The sequence below is a fragment of the Bacillus sp. 179-C3.3 HS genome (assembly GCF_047229225.1).
Classification (GTDB): domain Bacteria; phylum Bacillota; class Bacilli; order Bacillales; family Bacillaceae; genus Bacillus.
In genome coordinates this window covers 127,133-152,492 of record NZ_JBFEFT010000002.1, presented here as the reverse complement: position 1 = coordinate 152,492, position 25,360 = coordinate 127,133, and the positions used below count along the sequence as shown (strand labels likewise).

At 39.0% G+C, this 25,360-nt stretch carries 29 protein-coding genes; 22 read left to right on the top strand and 7 right to left on the bottom strand.

The window, feature by feature from the left end; genetic code table 11:
• Window positions 1–72 precede the first annotated feature (72 nt).
• Window positions 73–1,902: a PAS domain-containing protein gene (locus AB1K80_RS02475; protein ID WP_412855035.1), complete on the top strand. Its 1,830-nt coding sequence runs from the start codon at window positions 73–75 to the stop codon at window positions 1,900–1,902.
• Between the two features lie 36 nt (window positions 1,903–1,938).
• Here AB1K80_RS02475 and AB1K80_RS02470 read toward each other — a convergent pair whose 3' ends face one another.
• Complete coding sequence (locus tag AB1K80_RS02470; RefSeq protein WP_412855034.1) at window positions 1,939–3,102, bottom strand: aminotransferase A; 1,164 nt, start codon at window positions 3,100–3,102, stop codon at window positions 1,939–1,941.
• A 293-nt stretch (window positions 3,103–3,395) separates the two neighbouring features.
• On the opposite strand from AB1K80_RS02470, the gene AB1K80_RS02465 reads away from it, so the two are divergent.
• Window positions 3,396–4,280: a cation diffusion facilitator family transporter gene (locus tag AB1K80_RS02465; protein ID WP_412855033.1), complete on the top strand. Its 885-nt coding sequence runs from the start codon at window positions 3,396–3,398 to the stop codon at window positions 4,278–4,280.
• A 62-nt stretch (window positions 4,281–4,342) separates the two neighbouring features.
• Here the strand turns inward: AB1K80_RS02465 and AB1K80_RS02460 are convergent, their stop codons facing one another.
• The gene (locus AB1K80_RS02460) at window positions 4,343–4,495 is read right to left on the bottom strand and encodes a hypothetical protein (protein ID WP_412855032.1); all 153 of its coding nucleotides are present in this window, start codon (window positions 4,493–4,495) and stop codon (window positions 4,343–4,345) included.
• A gap of 303 nt (window positions 4,496–4,798) precedes the next feature.
• On the opposite strand from AB1K80_RS02460, the gene AB1K80_RS02455 reads away from it, so the two are divergent.
• The 4 genes from AB1K80_RS02455 (at window position 4,799) to AB1K80_RS02440 (ending at window position 8,795) form a co-directional block, all read left to right on the top strand.
• Entirely contained in the window at window positions 4,799–5,323 is a 525-nt protein-coding gene (locus AB1K80_RS02455) for an RDD family protein (RefSeq protein WP_412855031.1), read from the top strand.
• Between the two features lie 531 nt (window positions 5,324–5,854).
• On the top strand, window positions 5,855–6,379 hold the full coding sequence (locus AB1K80_RS02450) for an RDD family protein (protein ID WP_412855030.1): 525 nt from the start codon (window positions 5,855–5,857) through the stop codon (window positions 6,377–6,379).
• 123 nt (window positions 6,380–6,502) lie between these two features.
• Window positions 6,503–7,813, top strand: a complete 1,311-nt coding sequence (locus AB1K80_RS02445) for an MFS transporter (RefSeq protein ID WP_412855029.1) — start codon at window positions 6,503–6,505, stop codon at window positions 7,811–7,813.
• A gap of 73 nt (window positions 7,814–7,886) precedes the next feature.
• A complete protein-coding gene (locus AB1K80_RS02440; protein WP_412855028.1) occupies window positions 7,887–8,795 on the top strand; it encodes a chemotaxis protein in 909 nt (302 codons plus the stop codon).
• A gap of 35 nt (window positions 8,796–8,830) precedes the next feature.
• Here AB1K80_RS02440 and AB1K80_RS02435 read toward each other — a convergent pair whose 3' ends face one another.
• From AB1K80_RS02435 to AB1K80_RS02415, 5 genes are all read right to left on the bottom strand, one after another.
• Entirely contained in the window at window positions 8,831–9,292 is a 462-nt protein-coding gene (locus tag AB1K80_RS02435) for a YkyB family protein (protein ID WP_412855027.1), read from the bottom strand.
• 493 nt (window positions 9,293–9,785) lie between these two features.
• Window positions 9,786–10,001 (bottom strand): hypothetical protein, encoded by a 216-nt coding sequence (locus AB1K80_RS02430; protein WP_412855026.1) that lies wholly within the window; start codon window positions 9,999–10,001, stop codon window positions 9,786–9,788.
• Window positions 10,002–10,132: 131 nt separating this feature from the next.
• Window positions 10,133–11,410, bottom strand: a complete 1,278-nt coding sequence (locus AB1K80_RS02425; protein ID WP_412855025.1) for an MFS transporter — start codon at window positions 11,408–11,410, stop codon at window positions 10,133–10,135.
• Window positions 11,411–11,484: 74 nt separating this feature from the next.
• The gene (locus tag AB1K80_RS02420; RefSeq protein WP_412855024.1) at window positions 11,485–11,982 is read right to left on the bottom strand and encodes a L,D-transpeptidase family protein; all 498 of its coding nucleotides are present in this window, start codon (window positions 11,980–11,982) and stop codon (window positions 11,485–11,487) included.
• A 132-nt stretch (window positions 11,983–12,114) separates the two neighbouring features.
• Complete coding sequence (locus tag AB1K80_RS02415; RefSeq protein WP_412855023.1) at window positions 12,115–12,969, bottom strand: metallophosphoesterase; 855 nt, start codon at window positions 12,967–12,969, stop codon at window positions 12,115–12,117.
• Window positions 12,970–13,108: 139 nt separating this feature from the next.
• On the opposite strand from AB1K80_RS02415, the gene fadH reads away from it, so the two are divergent.
• From fadH to AB1K80_RS02335, 16 genes are all read left to right on the top strand, one after another.
• Entirely contained in the window at window positions 13,109–13,873 is a 765-nt protein-coding gene (gene fadH / locus AB1K80_RS02410; RefSeq protein ID WP_412855022.1) for a 2,4-dienoyl-CoA reductase, read from the top strand.
• A 67-nt stretch (window positions 13,874–13,940) separates the two neighbouring features.
• On the top strand, window positions 13,941–15,161 hold the full coding sequence (locus AB1K80_RS02405; protein WP_412855021.1) for an EAL-associated domain-containing protein: 1,221 nt from the start codon (window positions 13,941–13,943) through the stop codon (window positions 15,159–15,161).
• A 274-nt stretch (window positions 15,162–15,435) separates the two neighbouring features.
• On the top strand, window positions 15,436–16,332 hold the full coding sequence (locus AB1K80_RS02400; protein WP_412855020.1) for a manganese catalase family protein: 897 nt from the start codon (window positions 15,436–15,438) through the stop codon (window positions 16,330–16,332).
• 186 nt (window positions 16,333–16,518) lie between these two features.
• Window positions 16,519–16,761 (top strand): YkuJ family protein, encoded by a 243-nt coding sequence (locus tag AB1K80_RS02395; RefSeq protein ID WP_412855019.1) that lies wholly within the window; start codon window positions 16,519–16,521, stop codon window positions 16,759–16,761.
• A 136-nt stretch (window positions 16,762–16,897) separates the two neighbouring features.
• The gene (locus AB1K80_RS02390; protein WP_412855018.1) at window positions 16,898–17,413 is read left to right on the top strand and encodes a ribonuclease H-like YkuK family protein; all 516 of its coding nucleotides are present in this window, start codon (window positions 16,898–16,900) and stop codon (window positions 17,411–17,413) included.
• A gap of 149 nt (window positions 17,414–17,562) precedes the next feature.
• Window positions 17,563–17,754: an antirepressor AbbA gene (gene abbA, locus AB1K80_RS02385; RefSeq protein ID WP_412855017.1), complete on the top strand. Its 192-nt coding sequence runs from the start codon at window positions 17,563–17,565 to the stop codon at window positions 17,752–17,754.
• A gap of 144 nt (window positions 17,755–17,898) precedes the next feature.
• Complete coding sequence (cbpB, locus tag AB1K80_RS02380; RefSeq protein WP_412855016.1) at window positions 17,899–18,342, top strand: cyclic-di-AMP-binding protein CbpB; 444 nt, start codon at window positions 17,899–17,901, stop codon at window positions 18,340–18,342.
• A gap of 97 nt (window positions 18,343–18,439) precedes the next feature.
• Window positions 18,440–19,342: a LysR family transcriptional regulator gene (locus AB1K80_RS02375; protein WP_412855015.1), complete on the top strand. Its 903-nt coding sequence runs from the start codon at window positions 18,440–18,442 to the stop codon at window positions 19,340–19,342.
• Window positions 19,343–19,505: 163 nt separating this feature from the next.
• On the top strand, window positions 19,506–19,982 hold the full coding sequence (locus AB1K80_RS02370; RefSeq protein WP_412855014.1) for a flavodoxin: 477 nt from the start codon (window positions 19,506–19,508) through the stop codon (window positions 19,980–19,982).
• On the top strand, window positions 19,972–20,865 hold the full coding sequence (locus AB1K80_RS02365; protein ID WP_412855013.1) for a WD40/YVTN/BNR-like repeat-containing protein: 894 nt from the start codon (window positions 19,972–19,974) through the stop codon (window positions 20,863–20,865). Before AB1K80_RS02370 ends, AB1K80_RS02365 begins: the two co-directional genes overlap by 11 nt.
• 17 nt (window positions 20,866–20,882) lie before the next feature.
• On the top strand, window positions 20,883–21,341 hold the full coding sequence (locus AB1K80_RS02360; RefSeq protein ID WP_412855012.1) for a flavodoxin: 459 nt from the start codon (window positions 20,883–20,885) through the stop codon (window positions 21,339–21,341).
• 104 nt (window positions 21,342–21,445) lie between these two features.
• On the top strand, window positions 21,446–22,156 hold the full coding sequence (gene dapD, locus AB1K80_RS02355; RefSeq protein ID WP_412855011.1) for a 2,3,4,5-tetrahydropyridine-2,6-dicarboxylate N-acetyltransferase: 711 nt from the start codon (window positions 21,446–21,448) through the stop codon (window positions 22,154–22,156).
• A 73-nt stretch (window positions 22,157–22,229) separates the two neighbouring features.
• Window positions 22,230–23,360 carry an N-acetyldiaminopimelate deacetylase gene (locus AB1K80_RS02350; protein ID WP_412855010.1) on the top strand — a complete coding sequence of 377 codons (1,131 nt, stop codon included), beginning with the start codon at window positions 22,230–22,232 and terminating at the stop codon, window positions 23,358–23,360.
• A 46-nt stretch (window positions 23,361–23,406) separates the two neighbouring features.
• On the top strand, window positions 23,407–23,649 hold the full coding sequence (locus AB1K80_RS02345; protein WP_412855009.1) for a YkuS family protein: 243 nt from the start codon (window positions 23,407–23,409) through the stop codon (window positions 23,647–23,649).
• Window positions 23,650–24,127: 478 nt separating this feature from the next.
• Window positions 24,128–24,670 carry a biofilm-specific peroxidase AhpA gene (gene ahpA / locus AB1K80_RS02340; RefSeq protein WP_003211758.1) on the top strand — a complete coding sequence of 181 codons (543 nt, stop codon included), beginning with the start codon at window positions 24,128–24,130 and terminating at the stop codon, window positions 24,668–24,670.
• A gap of 82 nt (window positions 24,671–24,752) precedes the next feature.
• Window positions 24,753–25,211 (top strand): TlpA family protein disulfide reductase, encoded by a 459-nt coding sequence (locus AB1K80_RS02335; protein WP_412855008.1) that lies wholly within the window; start codon window positions 24,753–24,755, stop codon window positions 25,209–25,211.
• Window positions 25,212–25,360: the final 149 nt, after the last annotated feature.

Here is a 25,360-nt window from a genome sequence, read left to right as displayed (position 1 = left end):
TTTTTCTAGCGAAACCTTTTATACATCAATCTAAAGACAACTCTAAAAAATGAAAAGGAGGGTCGGACGACGATGGAACAAAAAATGAAAGATTCGAATCAGTTGTACTCGAATATTGATTTACATGCCGTTCTTTCTTCTAATGGCCGCTTTCTCTACATTTCTTCCAACTGTAAACAGCTTTTACTTTATGAACAAAAGGATTTACTAGGTTGCTATTTAAAAGACTTTGTTCATACTGAAGATCAATTTCTCCTCGAAAGTTATTTCTATAATCAGCACATGCTTGAGATTTGTCATTTTAGACTGATGAGAAGCGACCTTACAGCTGTTTGGATAGAAGCAAGCATTGATTTTGTGGCTTGTGATGAATCAGATCACGCATTAGGGAGAGAAATCATCCTGAAAATGCGTGTGCTGGATTCTGATCCGCAAACAACAGCTTCTCATACAAAAGCAGAACCGCCTGCACAGTCCATACACAGTCTACCGGCTTTCCAACATGTGAGTGAAGCTGAAAAATTAATTGCGATGCTCCCAAATCCGCTTTGCATCACAACGTTAGGAAAAATTGTGTATGCAAATGATGCGATGCTGAATTTAATGGGCGTATGCACAAGAGGTGAAATGATCGGGAAGTCTGTATATGATTTTATCGTAGAGGATTATCATGACATTGTCAGAAGCCGAATTTCAAGGTTGCAGCAAGGCCTTCCAGTCGGGATGATTGAGCAAATATGGAAGCGAGAGGATGGAAGTGCCATCCATATTGAAGTCAAATCATCTCCTACCATTTATCAGAGTCAGCGTGCAGAGCTGCTGCTGCTTGTTGATATCTCATCCCGTAAAAAATTCCAAACCGTCCTTCAAAAAAGCAGAGAGCGGTATCAGCTACTCATTCAAAACTCAATCGATACGATTGCCGTCATTCATGATCAAAAATGGGTATTTATGAATGAATCAGGCATTAAACTATTTGAAGCCGAACATTACGATAAATTAATAGGGAAGGATATTTTTCATCAGATCCACTCCTGTGATCAGCAAAAAGTGAAAAAAAGCTTACAGCGTATTATTGAAAGAACATCAGATTCTGAAATTGTGACCATGAGCTGTCACACCTTCAAACACCGGCTCATTTATACAGAGATGGTCTGTATTCCCACCACCTTTTTTGGAGAAACAGCCGTTCAGATTATTTTACGAGATATTTCAGAACGAAAGCAGACAGAAGAACTGATGCTACGATCTGAAAAACTTTCCATTGCAGGTCAGTTGGCAGCTGGTATTGCACATGAAATTAGGAACCCATTAACAGCCATCAAAGGCTTCCTCCAGCTGATTAAACCGAAAACAAAAGACCGTGATCAATATTTTGACATTGTCTTCTCAGAGCTCAGCCGGATTGAGATTATTTTGAGTGAACTACTGATGCTCGCAAAACCACAACAAACAGCATCCATGCAAATGCTTGATTTGAAAAAGATCATCAGTGAAGTCACGGCTCTATTAGAAACGCAGGCCAACCTAAATGGGATTTTGATGAACACGAATGAGATTGAGGAGGATCTTCTGATTAAAGGGGATCAAAATCAGCTGAAACAAGTATTCATCAACTTAATCAAAAACGCCGTCGAATCGATGCCAAATGGTGGAAAGGTTGATATCACCGCAAAAGCCGAGAAAGATGGGATTCTTGTCACGATCAAAGACGAAGGAATGGGAATTCCTGAGGCCGTAATGAAGCGAATAGGGGAGCCTTTTTTAACCACAAAAGAAAAAGGAACCGGACTTGGTCTCATGGTGACTTTTAATATTTTAGAAAATCATCAAGGATCGATCAGCGTCGATAGTCAGCCTGAGAAAGGCACAGCGTTTCATATTATGTTTCCTGCAACATAAAAAAACAACGGCACAAGAGCCGTTGTTTCATCCGTCCTATGACTGGCTAGAACGTTTTTCGAGTACAAATTGTTCTAAACGGTCAAGTCCTTCTTTTAGCGTATCGAATGAATATGCATAGGAAAGACGCACATATCCTTCCCCTAATGGTGAGAAAGCAGAGCCGGGGACGACAGCTAATTTTGTCTTTTCTAACAGCTCCATGCAGAAATCAAATGAACTCAATCCGAATGATTCAATGGAAGGGAAAATATAAAAAGCACCAGAAGGCTTAATGACTGGAAGCCCCATAGAAATGAGTCGATCATATACATAATCGAGTCTCCTCTTATATTGTTCTCTCATAATCAATGCGTCGTCTACACCGTTTGTAACTGCTTCAAGTGCCGCCTTTTGTGAGATCGCTGAGGCACAAGACACGTTATATTGATGTACTTTCAATACATGTTTAGCAATTGGAGCGGAAGCGAATAAAAAGCCAATTCTCCAGCCGGTCATGCTATGAGATTTTGACAGCCCGTTGATCACAATTGTCTGTTCCTTTAAGAAAGAGGCAATGGAATGATGCGGCCTGTCAAAGGTCAGTTCACTATAAATTTCATCCGATAGAATGAAAATATCCTTCCCTTCGAGTAACTGGGCGATTTCTTTCAATTCTTCTTCTGAAAGGGTAACCCCCGTTGGATTCGAAGGATACGGGAGAACCACACACTTTGTCTTTTCTGTTAACGCATCCTCAATAAGCTTTGCATTTAATTTAAAACCTGCATTCGTTGTGTCAATATGAACTGGCGTCGCGCCGCACATGCGAATGATCGGTTCATACCCTGGATAAACAGGTCCTGGTAAAATGACCTCGTCTCCCTCAGTCAATATCGTCCGAAACGCAGCATCTATGGCTTGACTCGCACCTGTTGTGACAATGATTTCTGACTCAGCTTCATAATCAAGTTGGACCTTCTTCTTGATGTATTGCTGAATCGCTTGTCTCAGCTCTAAGAATCCAGCATTATGTGTATACGAGGTGAAGTTCTCGTCTATGGCTGTTTTGGCAGCTGTTTTGACATGATGTGGCGTATAAAAATCGGGCTGACCGATCGTCAATGAAACGACATCCTCATATGACGATACGAGATTTGAAAATGTTCGAATGCCTGAAATTTCAATATCCTTTACTCTTGGATTCAGCAAATGCTCCATTTCTCATCACCTTAAAAATTTATGTTTTTATCCTATTTTACCATTCACTGCATAAATGTCATCTGTGAAAGGGTATTGGATATCCTGATATGTAGTCTATTCTCCTATACATTCCATCATGAGTCATATATTGAAGAAAGAGCAACATTTATTATAGCGTAACACGATCAGAAAATACAGACTGTCATGTAGATGGTTAGAATCCGGAAAAACTGCACACACTGAAAGAACGAAAGAATCCAGTCATGAAAATGGCCTTTGCACACATACGATCTCCTTAAGGAGGACGATACATGGAGAATTCATCAAGAACCTCAAAAATAGCGTTGCTTTCAGTGATTAGTAACACATTTGTTGTTACTCTTAAAATCATTGTGGGACTTTTGACTGGATCTGTTGCCGTTCTGTCAGAAGCCATTCATTCCTTTCTAGATTTAATGGCGTCTTTTATTGCATTTATCTCTGTTCGTATTTCTAGAAAGCCAGCAGACGAGAAGCATCCGTATGGACATGGAAAAGTCGAAAATATTTCTGGCACCATCGAAACCTTGCTTATATTTGTAGCGGGTATTTGGATTATATACGAATGTGTTCACAAATTAATGCATCCAGAGCCTGTCAAACTGCCTGTTCTTGGCATTATTGTCATGCTGATAGGCGCTCTGATTAATTTTATTGTGTCAAAATTGGTTAACAAAGAGGCAGAGCGAGTTCAATCCGTGGCCATGAAATCAAATGCCTTGCACCTCTTAACAGATGTCTATACGTCCTTAGGGGTGGCATTCAGTTTATTACTTGTTACATTCACAGGCTGGCATTTCCTCGATCCAATCATTGGGATCATTCTGGCACTATTTATTATGCGTGAAGCATTTAAGCTGATGAAGGAAACCTTTCCACCGCTAGTTGATGCCCGATTATCACCTGAGGAAGAACAGTCGATTGCAGCCATCATTCAAGAATTTAGCCAAGAATTCATTGAATACCATGACTTTCGTACAAGGCGCTCTGGTGCAGAAGAATACATTGATTTCCATTTGATCGTACATGGAAAAACAACCATCGAAGATGTTCATGAACTATGTGACAGAATCGAAGAAAAGATTCAGCAGGCATTTCCACATGCACAAGTTTTTATCCATGTGGAGCCTGATAGTGAAAAAAGGACACAAACATAAAAAAGGCGATCAACCTAGTAACTGGTTGATCGCCTTTTTTACGCTTCATTGATGAAATGAAATCAATATCCATAAGCCGTATCGTAATCTTCATACCAAGAGAAATATGCCGCTTCATCATTAGACAAATCGTGTTTCATATCTAAAAAGTCAGCCTCGCTCATCTCTTCAATCACAGTCATTTCATTGTTCTTTAGTAGTACGACAGTTCCCATCATGAACACCTTTCTTTGAAAAATCCTTGACTATTGTACCATGTGAAGGGGGATTGTCAACAGAAGAATAGAAATAGGGCAAAAATATCACAAATATTTAAACACAGATCGCATAAGCATCGAGGTGATATAGATTTTAGAACATGCTCAGCATTTATTCTCATAAATAATCTCTATATAACTGATTTAAATGATATGTAAAAGTGTAAAGTTCCGTTGATCATACTATATTCATAGGCTATAATAGCGAATGATTATAAGAAATTTATAGAAAACATACATAATAAAGGAGAAGCACCCAGAATGGAACCAAACACGTTAAAAGTAAATATTCAAGAAAAGAAGCATTCAGAATTAGCAGGAATAGACTACCGTTTTCTCGCCAGTTTATTGGATGGTGTAATCGTTGCCGTTCCGTATACCATCATCATGTTGATTGTAGCTATACTCTATTTTCCAGCAGTACTGCTAGAGGATGACACTTATTACTCTAGCCCACCTTTGATATCACAAGAGGTGGTGGATTTGTTTGTGATGTTGATCTATTTTGGTGTTTTATCGATCTTGATTGGTATCGTGGTTCAATGGCTTTATTACGCCATCATGGAATCATCAAAATTACAAGGAACACTTGGGAAAATGGCAGTTGGGATTAAAGTCACTAAAGTGACTGGAGAGAAGATCACATTTGCTCAAGCAACTGGCCGATACTTCTCCAAAATCTTTTTATCACCAATTTTGTACATTGGATACATCATTGCATTTTTCACTGAAAAAAAACAAGCACTTCACGATTTAATTGCAAAGACCATTGTTGTGAAGAAATAAGGAAAAAGAGCACCATCGCGATCTAGTAAGAGGTGCTTTTTGCATAGATCGCTTGTATGAGAGAGGAGATTGTCTCTTAAAATAGGTAGGGAGTAAAATAGGAGCGAAGAAAAAGGTGACAATAGGGCCAGACTAGAAAAAACGACATAAAAGAAAAAAGATCCAGGTTTTGGATTGTTTTTAACCGCATCTGTACTAGCCTGTGTATTATATGATTTTACAAATACGATTTTTTCATGAAAAATATCACTGTTTTCTTCCCGTTTTACTTGAGGAGACCATCGGGGACGGGGATTGTCAACAGTAGAATAGAAACAAGACGAAAATATCACAAATATTTAAATAAAAGGTCGCATAAGAACCGAGATTTACTGCATGCTTAGTATGTATTTGCATAAATAGTCTCAATATAACTGATCTAAATGATATGTAAAACTGTAAAGTTGCATTGATTTTACAATATTCATCCGTTATAATATCGATTGGTTAAAAGAAATATATAGTAAAGATTCATATTAAAGGAGAATTAGGATGGAAACAAACAATTTAGAACCACACATTCAAGAAAAGAATCATCCTGAAGTTGCAGGGATAGGCTATCGCTTTCTCGCTTACATTTTGGATTACGTGATCGTTGGCATTCCATTTGCCTTCATCGGAGTATTTATATCTGCATTTTTCTTTGCGCTAAACCCAGAAGCGGCATTAGTCGGTGATCCGTACTTTGAAGCATACATCACCGATCCCGAAAAGGCTTGGAGAGATCTAATCATTATATACATTATTCTTTTATTAATCGGACTCTTCATGACATGGCTTTATCACGCCATTATGGAGTCATCTAAACTTCAAACCACACTTGGAAAAATGGCTGTTGGGATTAAACTGACAAATGCGACAGGTGATAAAATAACATTTGGACGGGCAACAGGGCGCATTTTTGCTAAATCCTTATTGTCTCCAATTTTTTGTATTGGCTTTATCATTTCATTTTTCACAAAGAAAAAACAAGCACTACATGATTTAATGGCTAAAACCATTGTTGTGAAGAAATAAGACAAAAGAGCACCTCTTATATCTAGTAAGAGGTGCTTTTTGCATCATGGCTTGTATGAAAGAGGGGACTGTCTCATAAAGTAGAATGATAGTGAAGATCGAGGTGGGAAGGGAGACGATCGATTGAGAAAAGGAAAAAGAATCGTTCATAAAAATGGAGCAGGTTTCGGGCTGTTTTTGACCGCACCTGTACTAGCCTGGGCATTATATGATTTTGCGAATACGATTTTTTCGTCAAATATGATCACCATTTTTTTCCCGTTTTATTTGCAAGAAACCATCGGGGACAGCGCCAGAATGGATCAAATCGCCAGTACCTTTATTTCTTATGCGAATGCACTTGCAAGCATTTTCCTCGTCATTTTCACACCTTTATATGGTGTGTTAATCGACCGTACAGGTAAAAAGAAGCGATACATCATAGTGTTTACCTTGATTTGTATTACTTGTACGTGTTTGATGGGGGTCTTTGCTGGCATTGATTTCTCAAGTGAATGGTTTGGATTACCTGTTTCTTTATTAGTGGTTGTGACGTTGTTTGTCATAGCGAAATTTTTCTATCATTCGAGTCTTGTGTTTTATGATACGATTTTGCCTGATCTTGGGACAAAGGATGACATCCCTCTAATATCTGGTTTTGGTATTGCTGTTGGTTATTTAGGAACCCTTGTCGGTCTCTCTGTTTATTTACTCGTAGGAAATGGTCAATTTCATCACGCCTTTATTCCGACAGCCATTTTATATTTTCTCTTTTTTCTCCCCTTTTTATTTTTTATAAAAGACCCTCAGCCGCTGCCGCATCAATTGAAGAAAGTCTCTTTTTTTAGCGGGTATAGAGAGATTATTCAAACGTTCAAAGACATGAAGCATTATCAGCCAGCTTTTATTTTTATGATTGCATTCTTTTTCATGAATGATGCTTTACAGACAGCCATTGCGATGATGGCTGTTTATGCCAAAATCATAATTGGCTTTACAGCAGGACAATTTATTTTGCTTTACTTAGTCTCGACCATTTCAAGCATCATCGGATCATTTCTTTTTGGCTACATCACAAAGGCAATTGGTGCAAAACGATCGATTACAGTCGTGTATGTCATTTTAATCGTCGCGCTTATCTTAGCTGTCACAGCCACAACTGAATGGGTTTTCTGGATAGCAGGTAGTTTATTTGGGATCTCACTTGGCGCAAGCTGGGGAGCATCACGGATCTTCATTATTGAATTAACGCCTAAAGAAAAACGAGGGCAATTCTTTGGACTCTTTGCGTTTTCAGGGAAGGTATCCTCCATTGTCGGCCCAATCATTTATGGATCAGTCACACTTCTTTTTGCAGAGCACGGTCATCTCGCAAGCCGTCTAGCACTTGGGTCTTTACTCCTTCTTGCGGTGATAGGACTTGTGATTCATCAATTCGTACGAGAGAAAGCGTAAAGAATCGTCAACTTTTTACCTATCTTGCCGATATAAAAAGTACAATCTTATATTGAAGAATAGAGGGATTTCCGTGGCTTTAAACAAACAAGAAATTTTACTTGACTCTGGTACTAATGAATTAGAAATTGTAAAGTTTGAAATTGGACCAAATCAATTCGGCATTAACGTCATGAAAGTAAGAGAAATCATTCAACCAGTTGAAGTGACAGTCATACCGCACTCGCATTCAGATGTAGAAGGAATGATTAGTTTACGAGGCGAAATTTTACCAGTCATCAACCTATTTTCATTTTTTAATGTAGAGTCAGATCAGTCAGAACAAGAAAAATATATTGTAACTGAATTCAATCAACGGAAATTTGTGTTTCATACAGGAACCGTCTCACAAATCCATCGCGTCAGCTGGGAAGAAATTGAGAAGCCAACGGCACTCAACCAAGGGATGGATCGCCATTTAACAGGGATCATCAAGCTTGACGGAACGATGATTTTCCTTCCAGACTATGAAAAAATCATCTACGATATTGAATCTGCTTCGGGTGTAGATACGTATCATATGTTTGATGGTGAGAAAGACGAGAGAAGAACTGGCAAGAAACTATATGTTGTCGAAGATTCCCCGCTTCTGATGCGTTTATTAACAAACGAATTAACGGAAGCAGGGTATAAAAACATTGTGACATTCGAAGACGGGAAACAGGCATATGACCACGTCATGGACCTTGTAAGCAAAGGCATCAGTGTCACGGAAGAAATTGATATGATCATCACAGATATCGAAATGCCACAGATGGATGGTCACCGTTTAACGAAACTGTTAAAGGACAATCCTTTGACACAGTCGATTCCAATTCTCATTTTCTCTTCATTAATCACGGATGATTTGCGTCATAAAGGGGAAACAATTGGAGCAGATGAGCAAATTAGTAAACCAGAGATTCACCAACTGATTGAAAAAGTAGATCACTTCATCATCTAAAGAAAAAACCACTCGCTTCGAGTGGTTTTTTGTGTTCAAAAGTAACTTTCTCCTAGTCGTTTGAAGACAGGTTTTGTATAATGTGATTTTTGTTTTGTGGCGGTCGGTTTTTCTTTTAGCCCGACATACGTTTGCAGAATGTTTTTTGCTCGATTTAATGACATATTCGCTTTGGGGTTGCGATATGATTGATTTAAATTTCCTAAGTGTGGCAAAAATTCGAAGTCTTCCTTAGTAGGTGGGAGGTGAAAATAATAATCTCCAATTTCAATCAGCACGTCGGACTGTTGTTGACTATATTTTGGATTATTAGAGAAATGTAGGCCCACTTTTCTTCCTTTACCTTCTTGCAATAGCTTTTGTAGCGCACGTTTTTTCAAAAGATAAAGAAATTTGGGATTCGGTGCGGTTTTAGCATGGCGGTTAACAGTATAAATAGCTTTTGCGATATTTTCTGCCGTAGGTTCTATGTCTTTAGTATGAGCATAATCGTCCATTTTTTCTCTCCTTTGTCTTCCGTCTTCCTGTGCTTAGTATAAATTATACGTTTTTATTGGTAAAATGCAAAGGCGTTATTGTAAAAAGATAACCTATAGTAAAAATTTTAATGTGTATGATACAGTCATCTCTTTTAAATGATAAAGGTTCGCATAGAATAGATCATATGAAGAACCCCAACAAATATAGAGTATTTTATCGACATGAATCTCGTATAAACCACGGTATTTGTTTGTATCGAGTGTTTCGTCTTGAATGGAATATCAAAAAGACTTTTTCGTTACAGGGAAAGAGTGATTTTCACAATTCGTGTAGTTGTGAGCGGGGATTTATGAGGTGAGGGAAGGGATGTAACAAACGATATTGAATATGTTTTGTTTGTGGCTTGCAATATTGAGTTAAAGAAAAACGGACTACATGCGGTGTACTTGATGACATGCATAAAATCCACCATATGCTGGACAGTTGGGTCGAACATATGGCAAGGGCGGACTATTTTGTATGACAAGAATAAGCACAATAAAAACAACCATTAAAATCAGTTTCAGACGAGATTTTTTTTGCTTCTTCAATGGCGCTTTCGCAGCTCATATGATGACCAATCAATGTACGATTGGCTGGTTCATCTAGAAAGAAGCAATCCTCTGTATGTACGATATACTGCCCATTATCATCTTTCGTTCGAATAAAATAATAACTTTTTAACATCTCTTCACCTCCGACTAGACCATTGTACTATGAAAAAAGTACTATAGCAAAATGTTTCTCATCATTTATTCATTTGGTCGTATAAAAATAAAATAAGGACTTTCATTATCAGAAAGTCCTTGTTTTATCAGTTATTGAACCCCTTGCCCTTTTAATTCACGCTGTACATCTAAATCTTGAGCTTCTTTGCTGAATTTCGGCAGTGTAATGAAGTAAAAAAGGAAGACAAGTAAAATAATAATGCCCATACCATAATAAATATAGGAAATGTTTGTGACGATGTTTGGAAAGAGCACCGCAATTAAACCTAATGTCATTGATTGGGCAAACATCGTTAGCGGATCTACCCAGCCTGACACGCGTCCCATTAGCCGTGGATGAACAATCCTTGGCATCCAGCCACCAATGACGATGTTGATTGGCCCGATACATGTTCCGATCACAAATGATGTGACATAGAATAACCACAATGTGTGGGTAGAGCCAAGGACGAAAATGAGAATGCCTGCTATTAATATAGGAATCGACATGAGATATTGCATCTTCACTTTTTTGGCTAGTATTGTCCCTACCCCGCTACCAACTATAAGTCCTGCACCGATCGCAATGGTGAAAAAGGATGTATGCAATTCAAAGTGATCTGGTGAAAGACCATACTTCATTGTAAACATTGGCAGAACAGCAAAGGCACCGTTCACAAGTCCAAATACAAAGAAACCAAAAATTAACGAAGCCAATAATTTATTTTTTAAAATATAAATAATGCCTTCTTTAAAATCATTAATTGATGATTTAATGGTCATGCTCTTCCAGCCGGCTTGTCCATTCGGCTGTCGTGCTTCCATAGAAATATTACATGAACGAATGAGAATGCCGGAAATAATAAAGCTAATCAAATCAACGGTAATGGCTCCATGAAGTCCAATGGTCTTATACATAATGGCACCAATTCCAACACCAAATACCATAAATAAGCTAAATAGCATTTGATTTAAACCAGCAGCTTTTGCATATTGATCTTTATTTAAAATGGCCTGAACGAGAGAAGCTTCCGCTGGATAGAAGAACTTCGTAATGGCACTTCTTATAAACAAGATCAAGAAAATGAGTGGAAGTGAATTAAAATAGATGACAATGAATAATACAACTGTCAGCCCTGCGCGGATCCAATCACATTGTTCTGCCACTTTTTTTCGATCAAAACGATCTGCGACCACTCCGACCATAAAAAAGACAAAAATGGTTGGAAGTGAATACATGAGCTCTGCCAATGTGGCATAGGCGGGCTGATGGCTAAAATGATCAAGCAAATAAAAGGCAAATGCCATATTGCCTACTGTTGTCCCCATTTGCGAGGCAAGTGCTGCAAAAAAGAGACGAACAAAATTTCGGTTTTTAAAAATATCCATAATTACGCTCCTTAACCTGAAGATCCCACTTTATATCATATTAAATTTTAACGATTGATACAATTCATTTCTTCTTACTGGCTAATGGTCACAGGTGTTCCGTTTGGAACGAGAGAAGCAAGATCAATGACATCTTGATTATACATGCGAATACACCCTTTAGACACAGCTTTACCAATTGAAGAAGGGTTATTCGTCCCGTGTATTCCGTAATGAATCCTTGAGAGACTCAGCCAATAGGCGCCAAAAGGACCTCCGGGATTTGGCTGTCTATTGACAATATAGTATGAGCCTGTCGGTGTCATAGTTAAAATTCTACCTGTCGCAATCGGGTAAGAGCGAATGAGTTGTGATCCAGAAAATACCACAAGTCGTTTCTTTGAAATGGAAACAGATATACGGAATGGAATGGTACTAGGATCTGGCAAACCAGGGATGATGATGATCTCGTTCTGATTCGGCTCTCTTTGTTCAAGTGACGGGTTGGCAGCCATCAAGGCATTTGTTGTCGTTCTAAAATCTAACGCGATAGAAGCAAGGGTTTCCCCACTTTTCACTGTATATCTCAACACCAAATGACACCCCTTTTGCAAAATAAAAGGAGCCTTGATCACGTACTGTCATACTAAATGGACGAATCAGGCTCAGTAAAGTTTCTAACTTTGTTTATACATATGCAAGAGGAAGGGATTTGGCTTCTTTTATCAATTCGTTGTTAAAGTAAAAAATGTTAATTCCGGTTTGGCTAAAAATCTAAGTGCTAGTCTTGTTGTCCCGAGTCCACGATTGACATAGATTTTCTGCTGATTACTTTCATATAATCCTTCCACATATGTGTTGCCAAATGGGGCAGTGAGGATTGGACCGTAAAATGGGAGCTGGATTTGGCCGCCATGTGTATGCCCAGAGAGCTGAAGGTTAATCGGGATTTGCTCGAGCTCTAGTGCAGCGTCGGGTTCATGTACGAGCAGTAAAGTAAACAGGTCGGATGATACGTTCTGTTTGATCAGATCATAATCTGGAATGCTCATCATGAGATCATCCAATGTGGCAATTTGAATGTACTCGTTCTCTTTTTCTAAGAGAAACACATCATTTTTATGTAATGTAAAACCGCAAGATGTCATGGTATCTTCATATATGTCGATCCCAAATGGTCCATAATCATGATTTCCACAGATCGCTAGCTTGCCAAATGGCGCATGCAGCTGCGTTAGAAAATCTTTGGCTTTCTCATGTTCTTCAATGGATGATTGAAAGTCAACAAGGTCACCTGTAAATACAATAAGATCAGGCGCTTCTTCATTTATTTTTTGAGCGATGGCATCTAATTCTTTCGTACGAAAGGTATGACTTAAATGAACATCACTAAATTGTGCAATTTTAAAATGGTGAAAGGAAGCTGGAAGTTGAGAATCTTGGATTGTCAGTGACACCATATCAATCATTCGAGGCTCGATATATCGCGCATAGCTATAGCCAGCAGTTGTTGCCAAAAAGCCAAGAATACTTGCTCCAGCAGCTCCTTTTAAGAACTGTCTGCGGGAAATTTGCTTCATCGTATACTCCTTCAAAAATAAAATTCATTATAGCATGATATTTGTTAAATCTCCCATATGGTGTCTTGAGGGGAAAACATGATATGATAGAAAAATAATGAATGAATAGTCATTCAAAATCAACAAAGGGGGAGAAAAGATGACGAAACAAACAGTGATCGTTACAGGGGGATCTAATGGAATGGGGAAGGCAATGGCCACGCATTTAGCGTTGAGCGGTTGGAATGTCGTCATTACTGGTAGAACGGAAGAAACATTGGAGAAGACAGCAAGTGAAATCAAAGAGAATGGCGGATCGATTGCCTATTTTCAAATGGACGTTCGGCAACCAGAGGACGTCAATCAAATGGTGGCATTTGCTGTAGATACATTTGGGGATATTGATGCCCTCATTAACAACGCAGCAGGAAACTTTTTAGTCCCTGCAGAAAAACTCACACCGAACGGCTGGAAAGCCGTGATTGACATCGTATTAAATGGGACCTTTTTTTGTAGTAACGCCGTTGGGAATTACTGGATTCAACAAAAAAAGAAGGGCAGTATGATTAATATGGTAGCAACGTATGCATGGGGAGCTGGTGTCGGTGTTGCCCATTCAGCAGCGGCGAAAGCAGGGGTATTATCTCTTACGCGAACACTTGCAGTGGAGTGGGGGAAACAGTATGGTATTCGTGTCAATGCCATTGCACCAGGACCAATTGAACGGACAGGTGGGGCGGACAAATTGTGGGAATCTGAAGAGGCGGCGCAAAGAACTTTAGACAGCGTACCACTTGGCAGACTCGGTACCCCTGAAGAAATTGCGGAACTTGCAAGCTTCTTATTATCTGAAAAAGCTTCCTATATCAATGGAGATTGTATCACAATGGATGGGGGACAGTGGCTGAATCAATCACCATTTTAAATGAACGTGTGAGCGCTTCTTTTTGATGTGGTATAATCACACAAAGAGAGATAAGCAGGTGATGAAAATGGTCGATCCGTTGGATATTTTAACGAATATTGAAGAGGTTTTTCCGCATTATCAGGCGATCTTCAGTGCGGAAGAACAAAAAGTGATAGGCTATGAGATTCTAGGAAGAGTGAAACTTGAGTCTGAAACGATTCGTTTAGACTCATTCTTTCGTGATTCATCGATTCCTGATGAGTATAAATGGGAAGTCGACCGGAAAATACTCAGTCAAGCATTGGATCACTTCACAACAGCTGATGAAGATTTACTCATTTTTATCAACCATGATGCCAATGTCTTGATGCTCGATCATGGAGAGAGTTTTTTGGCATTTTTAAAAGAATATGAAGCAAAAGGTATTCAGCTCAATCGATTTGTCATTGAATTTACGGAACATACATTTAAAGGCGACATTGAACAGTTGTACCATACGTTCATGTATTTTCGTACATATGGGATCAAAATCGCCATTACGAATATAGGGAAAGAAAGTAGTAATCTTGATCGAATTGCCCTTTTGTCTCCTGATCTATTGAAAATAGATTTACAGGCACTCAGGGCTTCATCTCCTTCTCCTTCCTATGAATATGTCTTGTACAGCATTTCACTGCTAGCTAGGAAAATAGGAGCGGCCTTGACTTACGAGGACATCGAAACAAATTTTCAATTGCAATATGCTTGGAGAAATGGCGGAAGGTACTTTCAAGGTGATTATCTTCACGAGCCAGCGGCTGAACTAATAGATCGAAACGAACGAAAAGATCAGCTCAGAGGAGAATTTCAGCAATTTATTTCGCATGAAAAAAAGAAGCTCCAAACAGTCTATGAACATTCTGAAACATTTTATAAACGAGTTCATCAAGCTGTCACAACGTTAAAAAAATCTTGCAACACAAATGATGAACTCATTCAAAAATTGGCAGTTGAACTGACTGATTGTAGTTTTCGGATATATATGTGTAACGATGAAGGATTTCAAATGACAGGGAACGTGTTCAAGAAAGACAATGAATGGCTGTTTCAACCTGAGTACGTGGAGAAAAACTGGAGCTGGAGACCTTATTATTTGGCAAATATTCTTCAAATGAGAATGAGCGGGAAAGGGTTTTTCAGTGATGTCTACAGTGATTTAGAAACAGGAGAGCGGATTCGCACTTTTTCTTACCCATTAGAAGAAGATATGTATTTATTTATAGATCTTCCGTATGCCTACTTATATGAGCAAGATGGGTTAATTTAAAAGCAGCCACTATGGCTGCTTTTCGCTTGATGATGATTCCTTCGAAAAAAAATGAAAAAACGGTTGACAATGAAACTGATAATCATTATCATTTGGTTATAGAGAGATGCTACTCTCTGTTCCCCAACCCCTCTATCAGATCAAGATCCAAAAAACTTGGCGCTACCCCCGCCAAGTTTTTTTTGTGCCTCAAAAAGATCTCTTCATGCATAAGACATCCCTCTTTCTCCATACATCTTAACTGATGACCGTTAGACGGTAGGAGGGAATAGCCATGATAAAACGTGACAAGCGGCTGCTAATTGATTTACCAAGGCCAGATCACCCAGATGCAAATGGTGCCGCTGCTGTGCAAGAGTTACTTGGCGGGAAATTTGGTGAAATGTCTACATTAAATAATTACATGTTCCAATCTTTTAACTTTAGAGGGAAACGGAAATTAAAACCGTTTTATGACCTCGTATCAAGTATTACGGCAGAAGAATTTGGTCACGTAGAGCTAGTGACAACAACGGTGAATCTCATGATCACGGGTACGACTCATAGCGGAGACCCAGATACGACACCAATGAAAGCAGCTGTCGATAAACGGAATACACAGCATTTCATTCAGACTGCACAAACAGGCTACCCGTTTGATTCAATGGCAAAGCCTTGGACCGGTGAAAATGTATTTTCTAGTGGGAACTTGATTCTTGATCTCCTTCATAATTTCTTTCTTGAATGCGGGGCTCGTACACATAAGATGCGTGTATATGAAATGACGGATCACCCGACGGCAAGAGAGATGATTGGGTATTTACTTGTCAGGGGCGGCGTGCATATCGTGGCTTATGCCAAAGCGCTGGAGGTTGCCACTGGTGTCGATGTAGGGAAGATGCTCCCAATACCAAATCTCGACAACAAATATTTCGACTCAGCGAAAAAGTTTGAGGATCAGAACATTCATACAAAGCTTTATACATTCAGTGATACGGATTACAAGGATATCAACAAAATTTGGAAAGGTCCTCACCCGATTGATGGGAAGCCGCTTACGGTCATTGAAGGCACCCCGAAAGGTGCACCTGTTCCCGATTTAAGAGAATTGCCTGAAGAATTTGCGCCAGGGATATCAAAAGAAGATTTCGACGAAATTGCCAAACGGCTTATGAGATCTGCCGGTCTATAAAAACACCTTGCATGAGATCAGAAAAAAGACTCAAAATAAAAAAACAGATTCTTTTTTCTTTTTTTGAATTCAAGAGGAAAAATATCATCTGACAACACTTTATGGTATGATGCTTTTTGTAGGACTTGTGTATAATCAATACGGGTTCATCTTGAGTTGTTTTTTTGAAAGGAGTCTTTTTTTAGAATGTCACAATTAATGGGTATCATTACAAGGCTGCAAAGTCTACAAGAGACAGCAGAAGCTGCAAACGAACCGGCACAACGTAATTTTGAAGTGAACGGTGAGAAAATCTGTAGTGTAAAGTATTTCGAAAAGAATCAAACGTTTGAATTGACTGTTTTTCAACAAGGGGATAAGCCAACTACTTTCCCATTTGACAACATTGATATGATTTCGATTGAAATTTTTGAGCTGCTACAATCCTAAGCTGAATCGTATGAAATGTTTTTTCTAAGAATACCTTCGTTTATCTCGGCAAAATAGACGTTTTCCTAAACGTCTGTTAAAGAAAGATGATTGATCAGCGCACGTTACGGAAACCATCAAAAAGGGGTTCCTTTCTGTGAATGATTCTTTTTTCTACAATCTGTCTGAAGATCAATTGATGTTTTCTGATGTCGTCATGAGGATGAAAGACTTTATGTTAAAAGATCCAAGATCAGTCTATGTGCTATCGATTGGTACGGATTCTCAGGTCAATCGAAATGTCACGACATTTATGACAGCGATCCATCTTCACCGGATGGGCAAAGGGGCTTGGGGCTGCTTAACACGAGAAGTGATTTGCAGACCTATGCATAGTCTGAGAGAAAAAATTTCATTAGAGACAGCATTTAGCCAAAAGGTATGTGTAGACATCCTGGATGGCGTTTTGACAGAACTGATGGATTTGCTTCTTCCATATGCAGAGGAAGGGGCAGACCTCCGTTTTGAAGTTCATCTTGATATTGGCAAAAAAGGAAGTACGCAAGATCTCATTCAAGAAATGACTGGTATGATCACAGCAATGGGAATTGAAGTGAAAATAAAACCAGACTCATATGCAGCATGTAGTTATGCCAATCGATACACAAAATAAATTCCGTCATTTTTCTCCAAGCCTTGTCGAAACGTGCGGTTGACGATTCGATTCTAGTTCCTTATTCTAGCTGTATAGAGAGGAAGCAGTCATTCAAAAGCCTGCTAATCAATCTAAAAGCAGATAGGAAACAGGGGGCCTGATGTTGAATGAGCGTTATCGAAAATCGTTTTAATGAAGAGGAAAAAAAGCTATTATTAAACGTTTTGCTGAATCAAGATTATGCTGTCGAATTATTAAGCAGTGAGATCAATGATATAGAATGTGGAACAAAAAATGTTGACATCAATACGTATAAGCAATTGATCACATTGTATGACAGAGTAAGGTTTGAGAATTAAAAATGGTTGAAGATCTATTAGATACTCGAAGCTGAGTATCTTTTTTATGCAGAAAAAATCTTTCGACAAATTTCGTTTTAGTTTATGCTTACTATTAAAGGGGAATGTATGATTGATGATCGAAAGAAAAGGGGTCGAAGACATATGATAGAGATAGAACCGACACAAGTGCTTGAGTCAACAGTTAGAGAGCATATGATAGATGCAGATAAAGTGGCACATGTTCAAATAGGTAATAATCTAGAGCATGCCCTTTTAGTGTTGACGAAAACAGGATATACAGCCATCCCTGTATTAGATGCCGCCTATCATCTTCATGGATTAATTGGAACGAATATGATCATGGATAAAATCTTTGGTTTAGAACGCATTGAGTTCGAGAAACTGGAGCATTTAAAAGTGGAAGATGTCATGTTAACAGATATTCCAAGACTTAAAACAACCGATCCGGTGTTAAAAGGCGTTCACGCTGTTACGAATTATACCTTTGTTTGCGTGGAGAATGAGTCGCAAGTATTTGAGGGGATTTTTACACGGCGTGTTGTATTAAAGCGCTTAAATGAAGTGATTCATGCCACGAAAAAATGAGCTGCATGCCAGCTTATTTTTTTTTGCCTTCATAAGTAAAAATTTATATAATGACCATATCGAATAAGGAAAACTTATAGAGGGAAGGAGGGAGCCCATGCAGCTTCAAGAGTTACATATGCTTGTTGTCTTGAGTGAAGAATTGAATATGAGAAAGGCATCGGAGCGACTCTTTGTCTCTCAGCCAGCGTTATCTCAAAGATTGCAAACGATTGAAAAAGAATGGGGAACGAAAATCTTTTTCCGGTCGCAAAAAGGGCTGACAGTCACGTCAGCAGGTGAACAGATCATCCAATTTGCAAAAGAGGTCACGACAGAGCAGGATCGAGTCAGAGAGAGAATTGATGAACTTGAAGGGGAAATTCACGGAACACTCAAGCTTGCCGTAGCATCCATTATTGGTCAGCACTGGTTGCCAAAAGTATTAAAGCGGTATGTTGAAAAATATCCAAACGCGAAAGTGTCGCTTGTTACAGGTTGGAGTAGTGAAATGCTCAAAAGCCTATATGAAGACCATGTCCATATTGGGATTATTCGTGGAAATCCTGATTGGAAAGGGACAAAAGAATACTTGATGACAGATCATTTATATTTAGTCGATTCCGTCATCAAAGACGTCGATGAATTAATCGAGACAGAACGGCCGTTTATTCAATTTAAAAGTGACAGCACCTATTATCAAGAAATTCAGCACTGGTGGCATCAGAAGTTTAAAGTGTCTCCAAAGCAGACCATTCTTGTGGACCAAATTGAGACATGCAAACAAATGGCTTATCATGGAATCGGCTATGCGATTCTGCCTTCTGTCACCTTATATGATCATGAAAAAAGCGTATATAAAACCCCATTGGTTGACGCAAATGGAGAGCAAATCGGACGTGACACATGGCTATTAGGCTATGAAGCCTCTTTTCAGTTAAAACAAGTGCAAGCATTTGTTGGTGTGATAACAGAAATGCTTGAACATGACGCAGTACCATCTTCCATATCATCAACCTGATGTCCTCTAGGTGTTAGAGCCGCCATTCAATAAGAATGAGCGGTTTTTTTATGTGAGTTTCTTTCTCCTTTTCACGAAAACATTTGACAATGAAAATCATTATCATTTAAAGTGTACATATAATAATTGAAAATGATTATCATTTAGATGAGGTGACCAATAGATGAAAGCACTCATTGCTTTTGCAAGTATGTCAGGTAATACGGAAGATATGGCAGCGATTTTAAAAGAAACGCTTGAAGGAAAAGGGATCGAAACAGAGATGATGGAACTTGATGATACGAACGTAGAAGATTTATCTTCATACGACTATGTTTTGATCGGTTCCTACACATGGGGTGACGGAGATTTACCTTATGAGGCTGAGGATTTCTATGAAGAGGTCTCAAGTCTTGAATTGAATGATATCAAAGTGGCTGTATTTGGGTCTGGTGATTACAGCTATCCAAAGTTTTGCGAGGCGGTTCATACATTTTATGACATGCTCAAAACAACCGGTGCATCTGTCTTTCCTGAAACATTGAAAATGGAACTTGCGCCAGATACAGATGAAGATGTGGTATGCTGTCAAGAATTTGCAACAAGTTTTCTAACCTGGGCGGCGTTTCTTGAGAAGAGAGCTGAAGATCATGTTTCATAAAGGAGCGACAGCCGTTGCTGCATCTAAAAGCGGTGGTTACTTTGTTGCTGTGAAACGAGAAGGGATATTTCATTACAGTGTGGAAAACGGTTGGCAGAAGTTACTACAATTAAAAAATAAAATTCACGCGATCTGTTATATTGGCCCTTATCTATTTGGTGTTGGAGAGAACGGAACTGTCATTCGGTCAGGTGATGAAGGCAATACATGGGCGCTATCATCCTTTCCGACCAGTGCCGTTGTTTGGTCTATTACAGGACGCCAAGATGGCTTTGTTTGTGCACATGGAAAGCACAATGTATATGTCTCAACTGATTTCGGAATTTCCTGGGAAATTATGAAACCGTTCGCGCATGTGAATCAACCGCCTGTCATTCGTTCACTGTGTGTTTCGGGTGATCAACTCTATATTGGCACACAAATACATGAACGACATGGAGGGATCTGGGTGTATGACCTAGAGACTGAACAGATATTTCTACTAAACAAAGAGGAGCACCGGATGACTGCATCCATGCTACTTTGTCAAGATCACCTGCTTGTATGTGCATTGGGCTCTAAAAAAGGGAAAAAGGGTTCCGTTCAAATTCTAGATCTACATACACATGTCCTACATGACATACAATCACAGGCGTTTGTAAGTGAAGAATCATTTTTAGATGTGTCAGAAGATAATGGAATTGTGTATGTGACCACTTCACAGGATGAGCATGGATTCTCAAAAGTGTATCAGCTTGATATCACGCATCTCGAGCTAAAATTGTTTGATACGATTAAAGGTCATGGCTTCCGTGTCGCCAATCAAAAAGAACATTTTTTCTGTGCAGGTTTATATGAAAGTAAATTTGTTAGACCATATGAAGAACCAGTTTTGATTCATTAATTTAGGAGGAAGATAGAATGCGAGGAAACGTGTTATTGGTGTATGCTACAATGTCTGGCAATACAGAGGCAATGGCGGATTTAATTGAAAAGGGGTTAAAAGAAGCTGGAGCTAGTGTAGACCGTTATGAAGCGATGGACATTGAGGCGGATTTGCTAAATGATTACTCACACATCATACTAGGTGCGTATACATGGGGAGATGGTGATCTTCCAGATGATTTCATCGATTTATATGAAGAAATGGATGAAGTTGATTTCACTGGGAAATGTGTGGCAGTCTTTGGCTCTGGCGATACGTCTTATGAACATTTCTGCGGAGCGGTTGACTTAATTGAAGAAAAGGTCAAAGAGCTTGGTGGTCACATGACGCTTCCATCGGTAAAAATCGAATTGAATCCAGAAGGAGATGAAGAAGAGGAATTGATCACTTTCGGTAAACAATTTGTACAAAATCTTCAGCAGGAAGTGGGATAATTGCACCTACTTGTTTTATTTACGATTGCGAAGACAAACACTTGTCTTTAAAACTCTCCTTTGATACAGTAATGAAGTATAAATTAAGAGGAGGCCATACATACATGAAACAAATGGACGCGAATGAAATTATTTCATTTATTCAAAATAGCAAGAAATCAACGCCTGTTAAAGTTTATATTAAAGGCGATTTAGAAGGAATTGCGTTTGGTGAAAATGCAAAGACATTCATCACGGGCAACACTGGAGTGGTATTTGGCGAGTGGGGCGAAATTGAGAAAGCGTTAGATTCTAACAAAGACAAAATTGAAGATGTTGTCGTTGAAAATGATCGTCGCAATTCTGCCATTCCTACATTAGATTTGAAAAACATTAAAGCGCGTATTGAGCCAGGAGCAATCATTCGTGACCAAGTAGAAATTGGTGATAATGCAGTCATTATGATGGGTGCTTCGATCAATATCGGTTCAGTAATTGGTGAAGGAACAATGATTGATATGAACGTTGTTCTAGGTGGGCGTGCAACAATCGGTAAGAACTGTCATATCGGTGCTGGATCAGTCATTGCTGGTGTCATTGAGCCACCATCTGCTCAACCAGTCGTTGTAGAAGATGATGTTGTCATCGGTGCAAACGCTGTTGTTTTAGAAGGTGTCACAATTGGTAAAGGTGCTGTCGTAGCAGCTGGTGCGATCGTTGTTCATGATGTTGAGCCTTACACGGTTGTAGCGGGTACACCTGCAAAGAAAATCAAAGACATCGATGAAAAAACAAAAGGCAAGACAGAAATTAAACAAGAACTGCGTCAGCTTTAATCTCGCAGCTTATCACATAGACGTGGATGATCCATCCACGTCTTATTCGTATAGAAGAAAGGAGCGAGTTCACTTGTTAAACCGTGAGCAATTAATATCAATTAGAAGAGATTTGCATCAAATCCCTGAGCTTGGTTTTCAAGAATTCAAAACACAAGCCTATCTTCTCAAGCATCTTGAATCATATCCAAATGACCGTCTAGAGATCGAAACATGGCGCACGGGTCTTTTCGTCAAAGTGAAAGGTACAAATCCATCACGTGTCTTTGCTTACCGTGCTGATATAGATGGTTTGTCTATTCCAGAGGACACGGGATATCCATTTGCGTCTGTGCATGAAGGGAAAATGCATGCGTGTGGACATGATCTTCATATGACCATTGCTCTAGGCATCATTGATCATTTCGTTCATCAGCCGATCAAAGAGGATCTGCTGTTTCTTTTTCAGCCAGCAGAAGAAGGGCCAGGCGGAGCAGAACCTATGCTTGAAAGTGAGGTTCTAAACAAATGGACACCAGACTTTATAACAGCCTTACATATTGCTCCCGAATACCCTGTTGGTACGATCGCAACAAAGCCAGGTTTACTATTTGCGAACACGAGTGAACTTGTCATTGATCTAGAAGGTAAAGGTGGACATGCAGCTTATCCGCATTTAGCGAATGATATGGTCGTCGCTGCAAGTGCACTTGTCGGTCAGTTGCAATCAATTATTTCTCGCAATGTGGATCCTCTTGATAGCGCTGTTATCACCGTTGGCACCATTTCTGGTGGAACAGCGCAAAATATCATAGCGCAGCATGCGAAACTAGATGGTACCATTCGGACGTTATCGCCTGAATCGATGGACCATGTGAGAAAGCGAATAGAAGCACTTGTAAAGGGAATTGAAGTTGCCTATGAGTGCAAAGCGACCGTACGTTATCCTTCATCTTACTATGAAGTAGACAATTCAAAGGATCTCACAGAAGCATTTATGACATATGTCGAAGAAGAAGATTTGGCGAAAGTCATTGAATGTAAAGAGGCGATGACAGGAGAAGATTTTGGCTACATGCTGAAAAAATACCCTGGATTTATGTTTTGGCTAGGTGTAGATTCCGAATACGGACTACATCATGCAAAGCTTACACCAGATGAAAATGCCATTGAAACAGCGATCAATGTGATGACTGCTTATTTTAAAAAGCAAGCTAGTGAATAATCAAGAAACAACCTGTACACCTTATGAACAGGAGGTGTTCTTGATTATGACAAGAATTGGTGTAGAATCATCACTAACAGATGTAGAAGAACAATTGAAGCAAAAAGGGTATGACGTTGTACGAATCCAAAACGAGCAACAAATGGATCAGTGTGACTGTTATGTTGTGACAGGACTTGATTCCGATGCTCTTGGCATTTCAAACACAGAGACAAAGGCATCCGTCATTAAAGCCTCAGGTAGAACGGCAGATGAAATTTGTCAAGAAGTAGAACAACGTATACATTAAGCGCGAGAAAAAGAACCGGAAAAATACCATTCGGTTCTTTTTTATATAGAGGGATTTTTTCAGTTTTGCTATGTGGTTCCAAATCTGTAGACTTCGACGCGTATCAAAAATGATCTAGTGATTTCACAATCATCGTATAAAAATGATGAAGTAGGCGATGATATGAAATGGTTGTTTTTCATGTGAAAAGAGGTCAATCTAGTGATATCTTCAATTCATAGCGATAGATTGGACTTAAAGACAAGCTAATCATTTGTTCCCCTATGCAAGTCATGTTACACTTTTATTATGCAAGAGCGATAGATTATCACAAGTCGTTAATTAAATTTATTATTAATTAATATTGACTAAAAATCGCTTTAGCATTATAATTGTATTTGTGAAGTCATTAACTAAATGAGAATTAATACTTTTGATTCTCATTTTATATACAGCTAAGAAGACTGTATAAAGATATTATTTTATGGAGGGATTACATATGGCAGAGCGTTTTGTAGGAAAACAAGCACCACGTTTTGAAATGGAAGCAGTACTTGCTAACAAGGAATTTGGTAAAGTAAGTTTAGAGGAAAACATGAAGAATGACAAATGGACAGTTCTTTTCTTCTATCCAATGGATTTCACGTTTGTTTGCCCAACTGAAATTACTGCAATGAGCGATCGTTATGACGAGTTCGAAGATTTAGATGCAGAAATCATTGGGGTATCAACTGATACAATCCATACACACCTTGCTTGGATTAACACTGACCGCAAAGACAATGGTCTAGGTGAGTTGAAATATCCACTAGCTGCTGACACAAACCATACAGTATCTAGAGAATACGGTGTTCTAATTGAAGAAGAAGGGATTGCACTTCGCGGTCTATTCATCATTAACCCAGAGGGTGAACTTCAATACCAAACAGTATTCCATAACAATATCGGTCGTGATGTAGATGAGACATTACGTGTTCTTCAAGCATTACAAACTGGTGGACTTTGCCCAGCGAACTGGAAACCTGGTCAAAAAACACTTTAATGAAAAGCTGAAGAAACAGGAAGGTCTAACGGATGTTAGACCTTTTTGTTTCGACACATACAATAAATGGAGGCGACTTTACATGAAATTGCGTCAACCGATGCCAGAACTAACTGGTGCAAAAGAATGGTTAAATGGAGAAGTATCGAAAGAGGATTTGATTGGTGATAAGCCAACGTTGATTCACTTCTGGTCAATTAGCTGTCACCTTTGTAAAGAAGCAATGCCACAAGTCAACCAATTCCGTGATGAATATAAAGATCAATTAAACGTTGTCGCAGTGCATATGCCGCGTTCAGAAGATGATCTTGATTTAGAAAAAATCAAAGAAGTAGCGAAAGAGCATGAAATCAATCAGCCAATCTTTGTAGATAGCGATCATAAATTAACGGAAGCCTTTGAAAATGAATATGTACCAGCATATTATGTATTTGATAAAACGGGTGCATTACGTCATTTCCAAGCCGGTGGAAGTGGTATGAAAATGCTGGAAAAGCGTGTTAATCGCGTTCTTGCTGAGTCAGAAAAAGCTGCGGAATAGAAATTACCCCCATATATGGGGGTTTTTTTATGGGTAAAAATAGAGGAATTGGGGAATAAAGCGAGTGGATTGACCGTTTGACGAAAAAGACAAGCGAAAAAGAAATTTGAAGTTAAAAAATCTCCTTAATATAAAAAGGTACTATGACC

What these genes read in the sequence shown, in the direction of transcription:
- AB1K80_RS02415 (WP_412855023.1), bottom strand. Translation starts at nt 12,969, where the DNA reads ATGAAGCAAATTTCCCGCAGACAGTTCTTAAAAGGAGCTGCTGGAGCA.
- AB1K80_RS02430 (WP_412855026.1), bottom strand. Translation starts at nt 10,001, where the DNA reads ATGTTAAAAAGTTATTATTTTATTCGAACGAAAGATGATAATGGGCAG.
- abbA (WP_412855017.1), top strand. Translation starts at nt 17,563, where the DNA reads ATGAGCGTTATCGAAAATCGTTTTAATGAAGAGGAAAAAAAGCTATTA.
- cbpB (WP_412855016.1), top strand. Translation starts at nt 17,899, where the DNA reads ATGATAGAGATAGAACCGACACAAGTGCTTGAGTCAACAGTTAGAGAG.
- dapD (WP_412855011.1), top strand. Translation starts at nt 21,446, where the DNA reads ATGAAACAAATGGACGCGAATGAAATTATTTCATTTATTCAAAATAGC.
- AB1K80_RS02465 (WP_412855033.1), top strand. Translation starts at nt 3,396, where the DNA reads ATGGAGAATTCATCAAGAACCTCAAAAATAGCGTTGCTTTCAGTGATT.
- AB1K80_RS02400 (WP_412855020.1), top strand. Translation starts at nt 15,436, where the DNA reads ATGATAAAACGTGACAAGCGGCTGCTAATTGATTTACCAAGGCCAGAT.
- fadH (WP_412855022.1), top strand. Translation starts at nt 13,109, where the DNA reads ATGACGAAACAAACAGTGATCGTTACAGGGGGATCTAATGGAATGGGG.
- AB1K80_RS02455 (WP_412855031.1), top strand. Translation starts at nt 4,799, where the DNA reads ATGGAACCAAACACGTTAAAAGTAAATATTCAAGAAAAGAAGCATTCA.
- AB1K80_RS02475 (WP_412855035.1), top strand. Translation starts at nt 73, where the DNA reads ATGGAACAAAAAATGAAAGATTCGAATCAGTTGTACTCGAATATTGAT.
- AB1K80_RS02345 (WP_412855009.1), top strand. Translation starts at nt 23,407, where the DNA reads ATGACAAGAATTGGTGTAGAATCATCACTAACAGATGTAGAAGAACAA.
- AB1K80_RS02425 (WP_412855025.1), bottom strand. Translation starts at nt 11,410, where the DNA reads ATGGATATTTTTAAAAACCGAAATTTTGTTCGTCTCTTTTTTGCAGCA.
- AB1K80_RS02335 (WP_412855008.1), top strand. Translation starts at nt 24,753, where the DNA reads ATGAAATTGCGTCAACCGATGCCAGAACTAACTGGTGCAAAAGAATGG.
- AB1K80_RS02435 (WP_412855027.1), bottom strand. Translation starts at nt 9,292, where the DNA reads ATGGACGATTATGCTCATACTAAAGACATAGAACCTACGGCAGAAAAT.
- AB1K80_RS02360 (WP_412855012.1), top strand. Translation starts at nt 20,883, where the DNA reads ATGCGAGGAAACGTGTTATTGGTGTATGCTACAATGTCTGGCAATACA.
- AB1K80_RS02470 (WP_412855034.1), bottom strand. Translation starts at nt 3,102, where the DNA reads ATGGAGCATTTGCTGAATCCAAGAGTAAAGGATATTGAAATTTCAGGC.
- AB1K80_RS02450 (WP_412855030.1), top strand. Translation starts at nt 5,855, where the DNA reads ATGGAAACAAACAATTTAGAACCACACATTCAAGAAAAGAATCATCCT.
- AB1K80_RS02405 (WP_412855021.1), top strand. Translation starts at nt 13,941, where the DNA reads ATGGTCGATCCGTTGGATATTTTAACGAATATTGAAGAGGTTTTTCCG.
- AB1K80_RS02395 (WP_412855019.1), top strand. Translation starts at nt 16,519, where the DNA reads ATGTCACAATTAATGGGTATCATTACAAGGCTGCAAAGTCTACAAGAG.
- ahpA (WP_003211758.1), top strand. Translation starts at nt 24,128, where the DNA reads ATGGCAGAGCGTTTTGTAGGAAAACAAGCACCACGTTTTGAAATGGAA.
- AB1K80_RS02365 (WP_412855013.1), top strand. Translation starts at nt 19,972, where the DNA reads ATGTTTCATAAAGGAGCGACAGCCGTTGCTGCATCTAAAAGCGGTGGT.
- AB1K80_RS02370 (WP_412855014.1), top strand. Translation starts at nt 19,506, where the DNA reads ATGAAAGCACTCATTGCTTTTGCAAGTATGTCAGGTAATACGGAAGAT.
- AB1K80_RS02375 (WP_412855015.1), top strand. Translation starts at nt 18,440, where the DNA reads ATGCAGCTTCAAGAGTTACATATGCTTGTTGTCTTGAGTGAAGAATTG.
- AB1K80_RS02460 (WP_412855032.1), bottom strand. Translation starts at nt 4,495, where the DNA reads ATGGGAACTGTCGTACTACTAAAGAACAATGAAATGACTGTGATTGAA.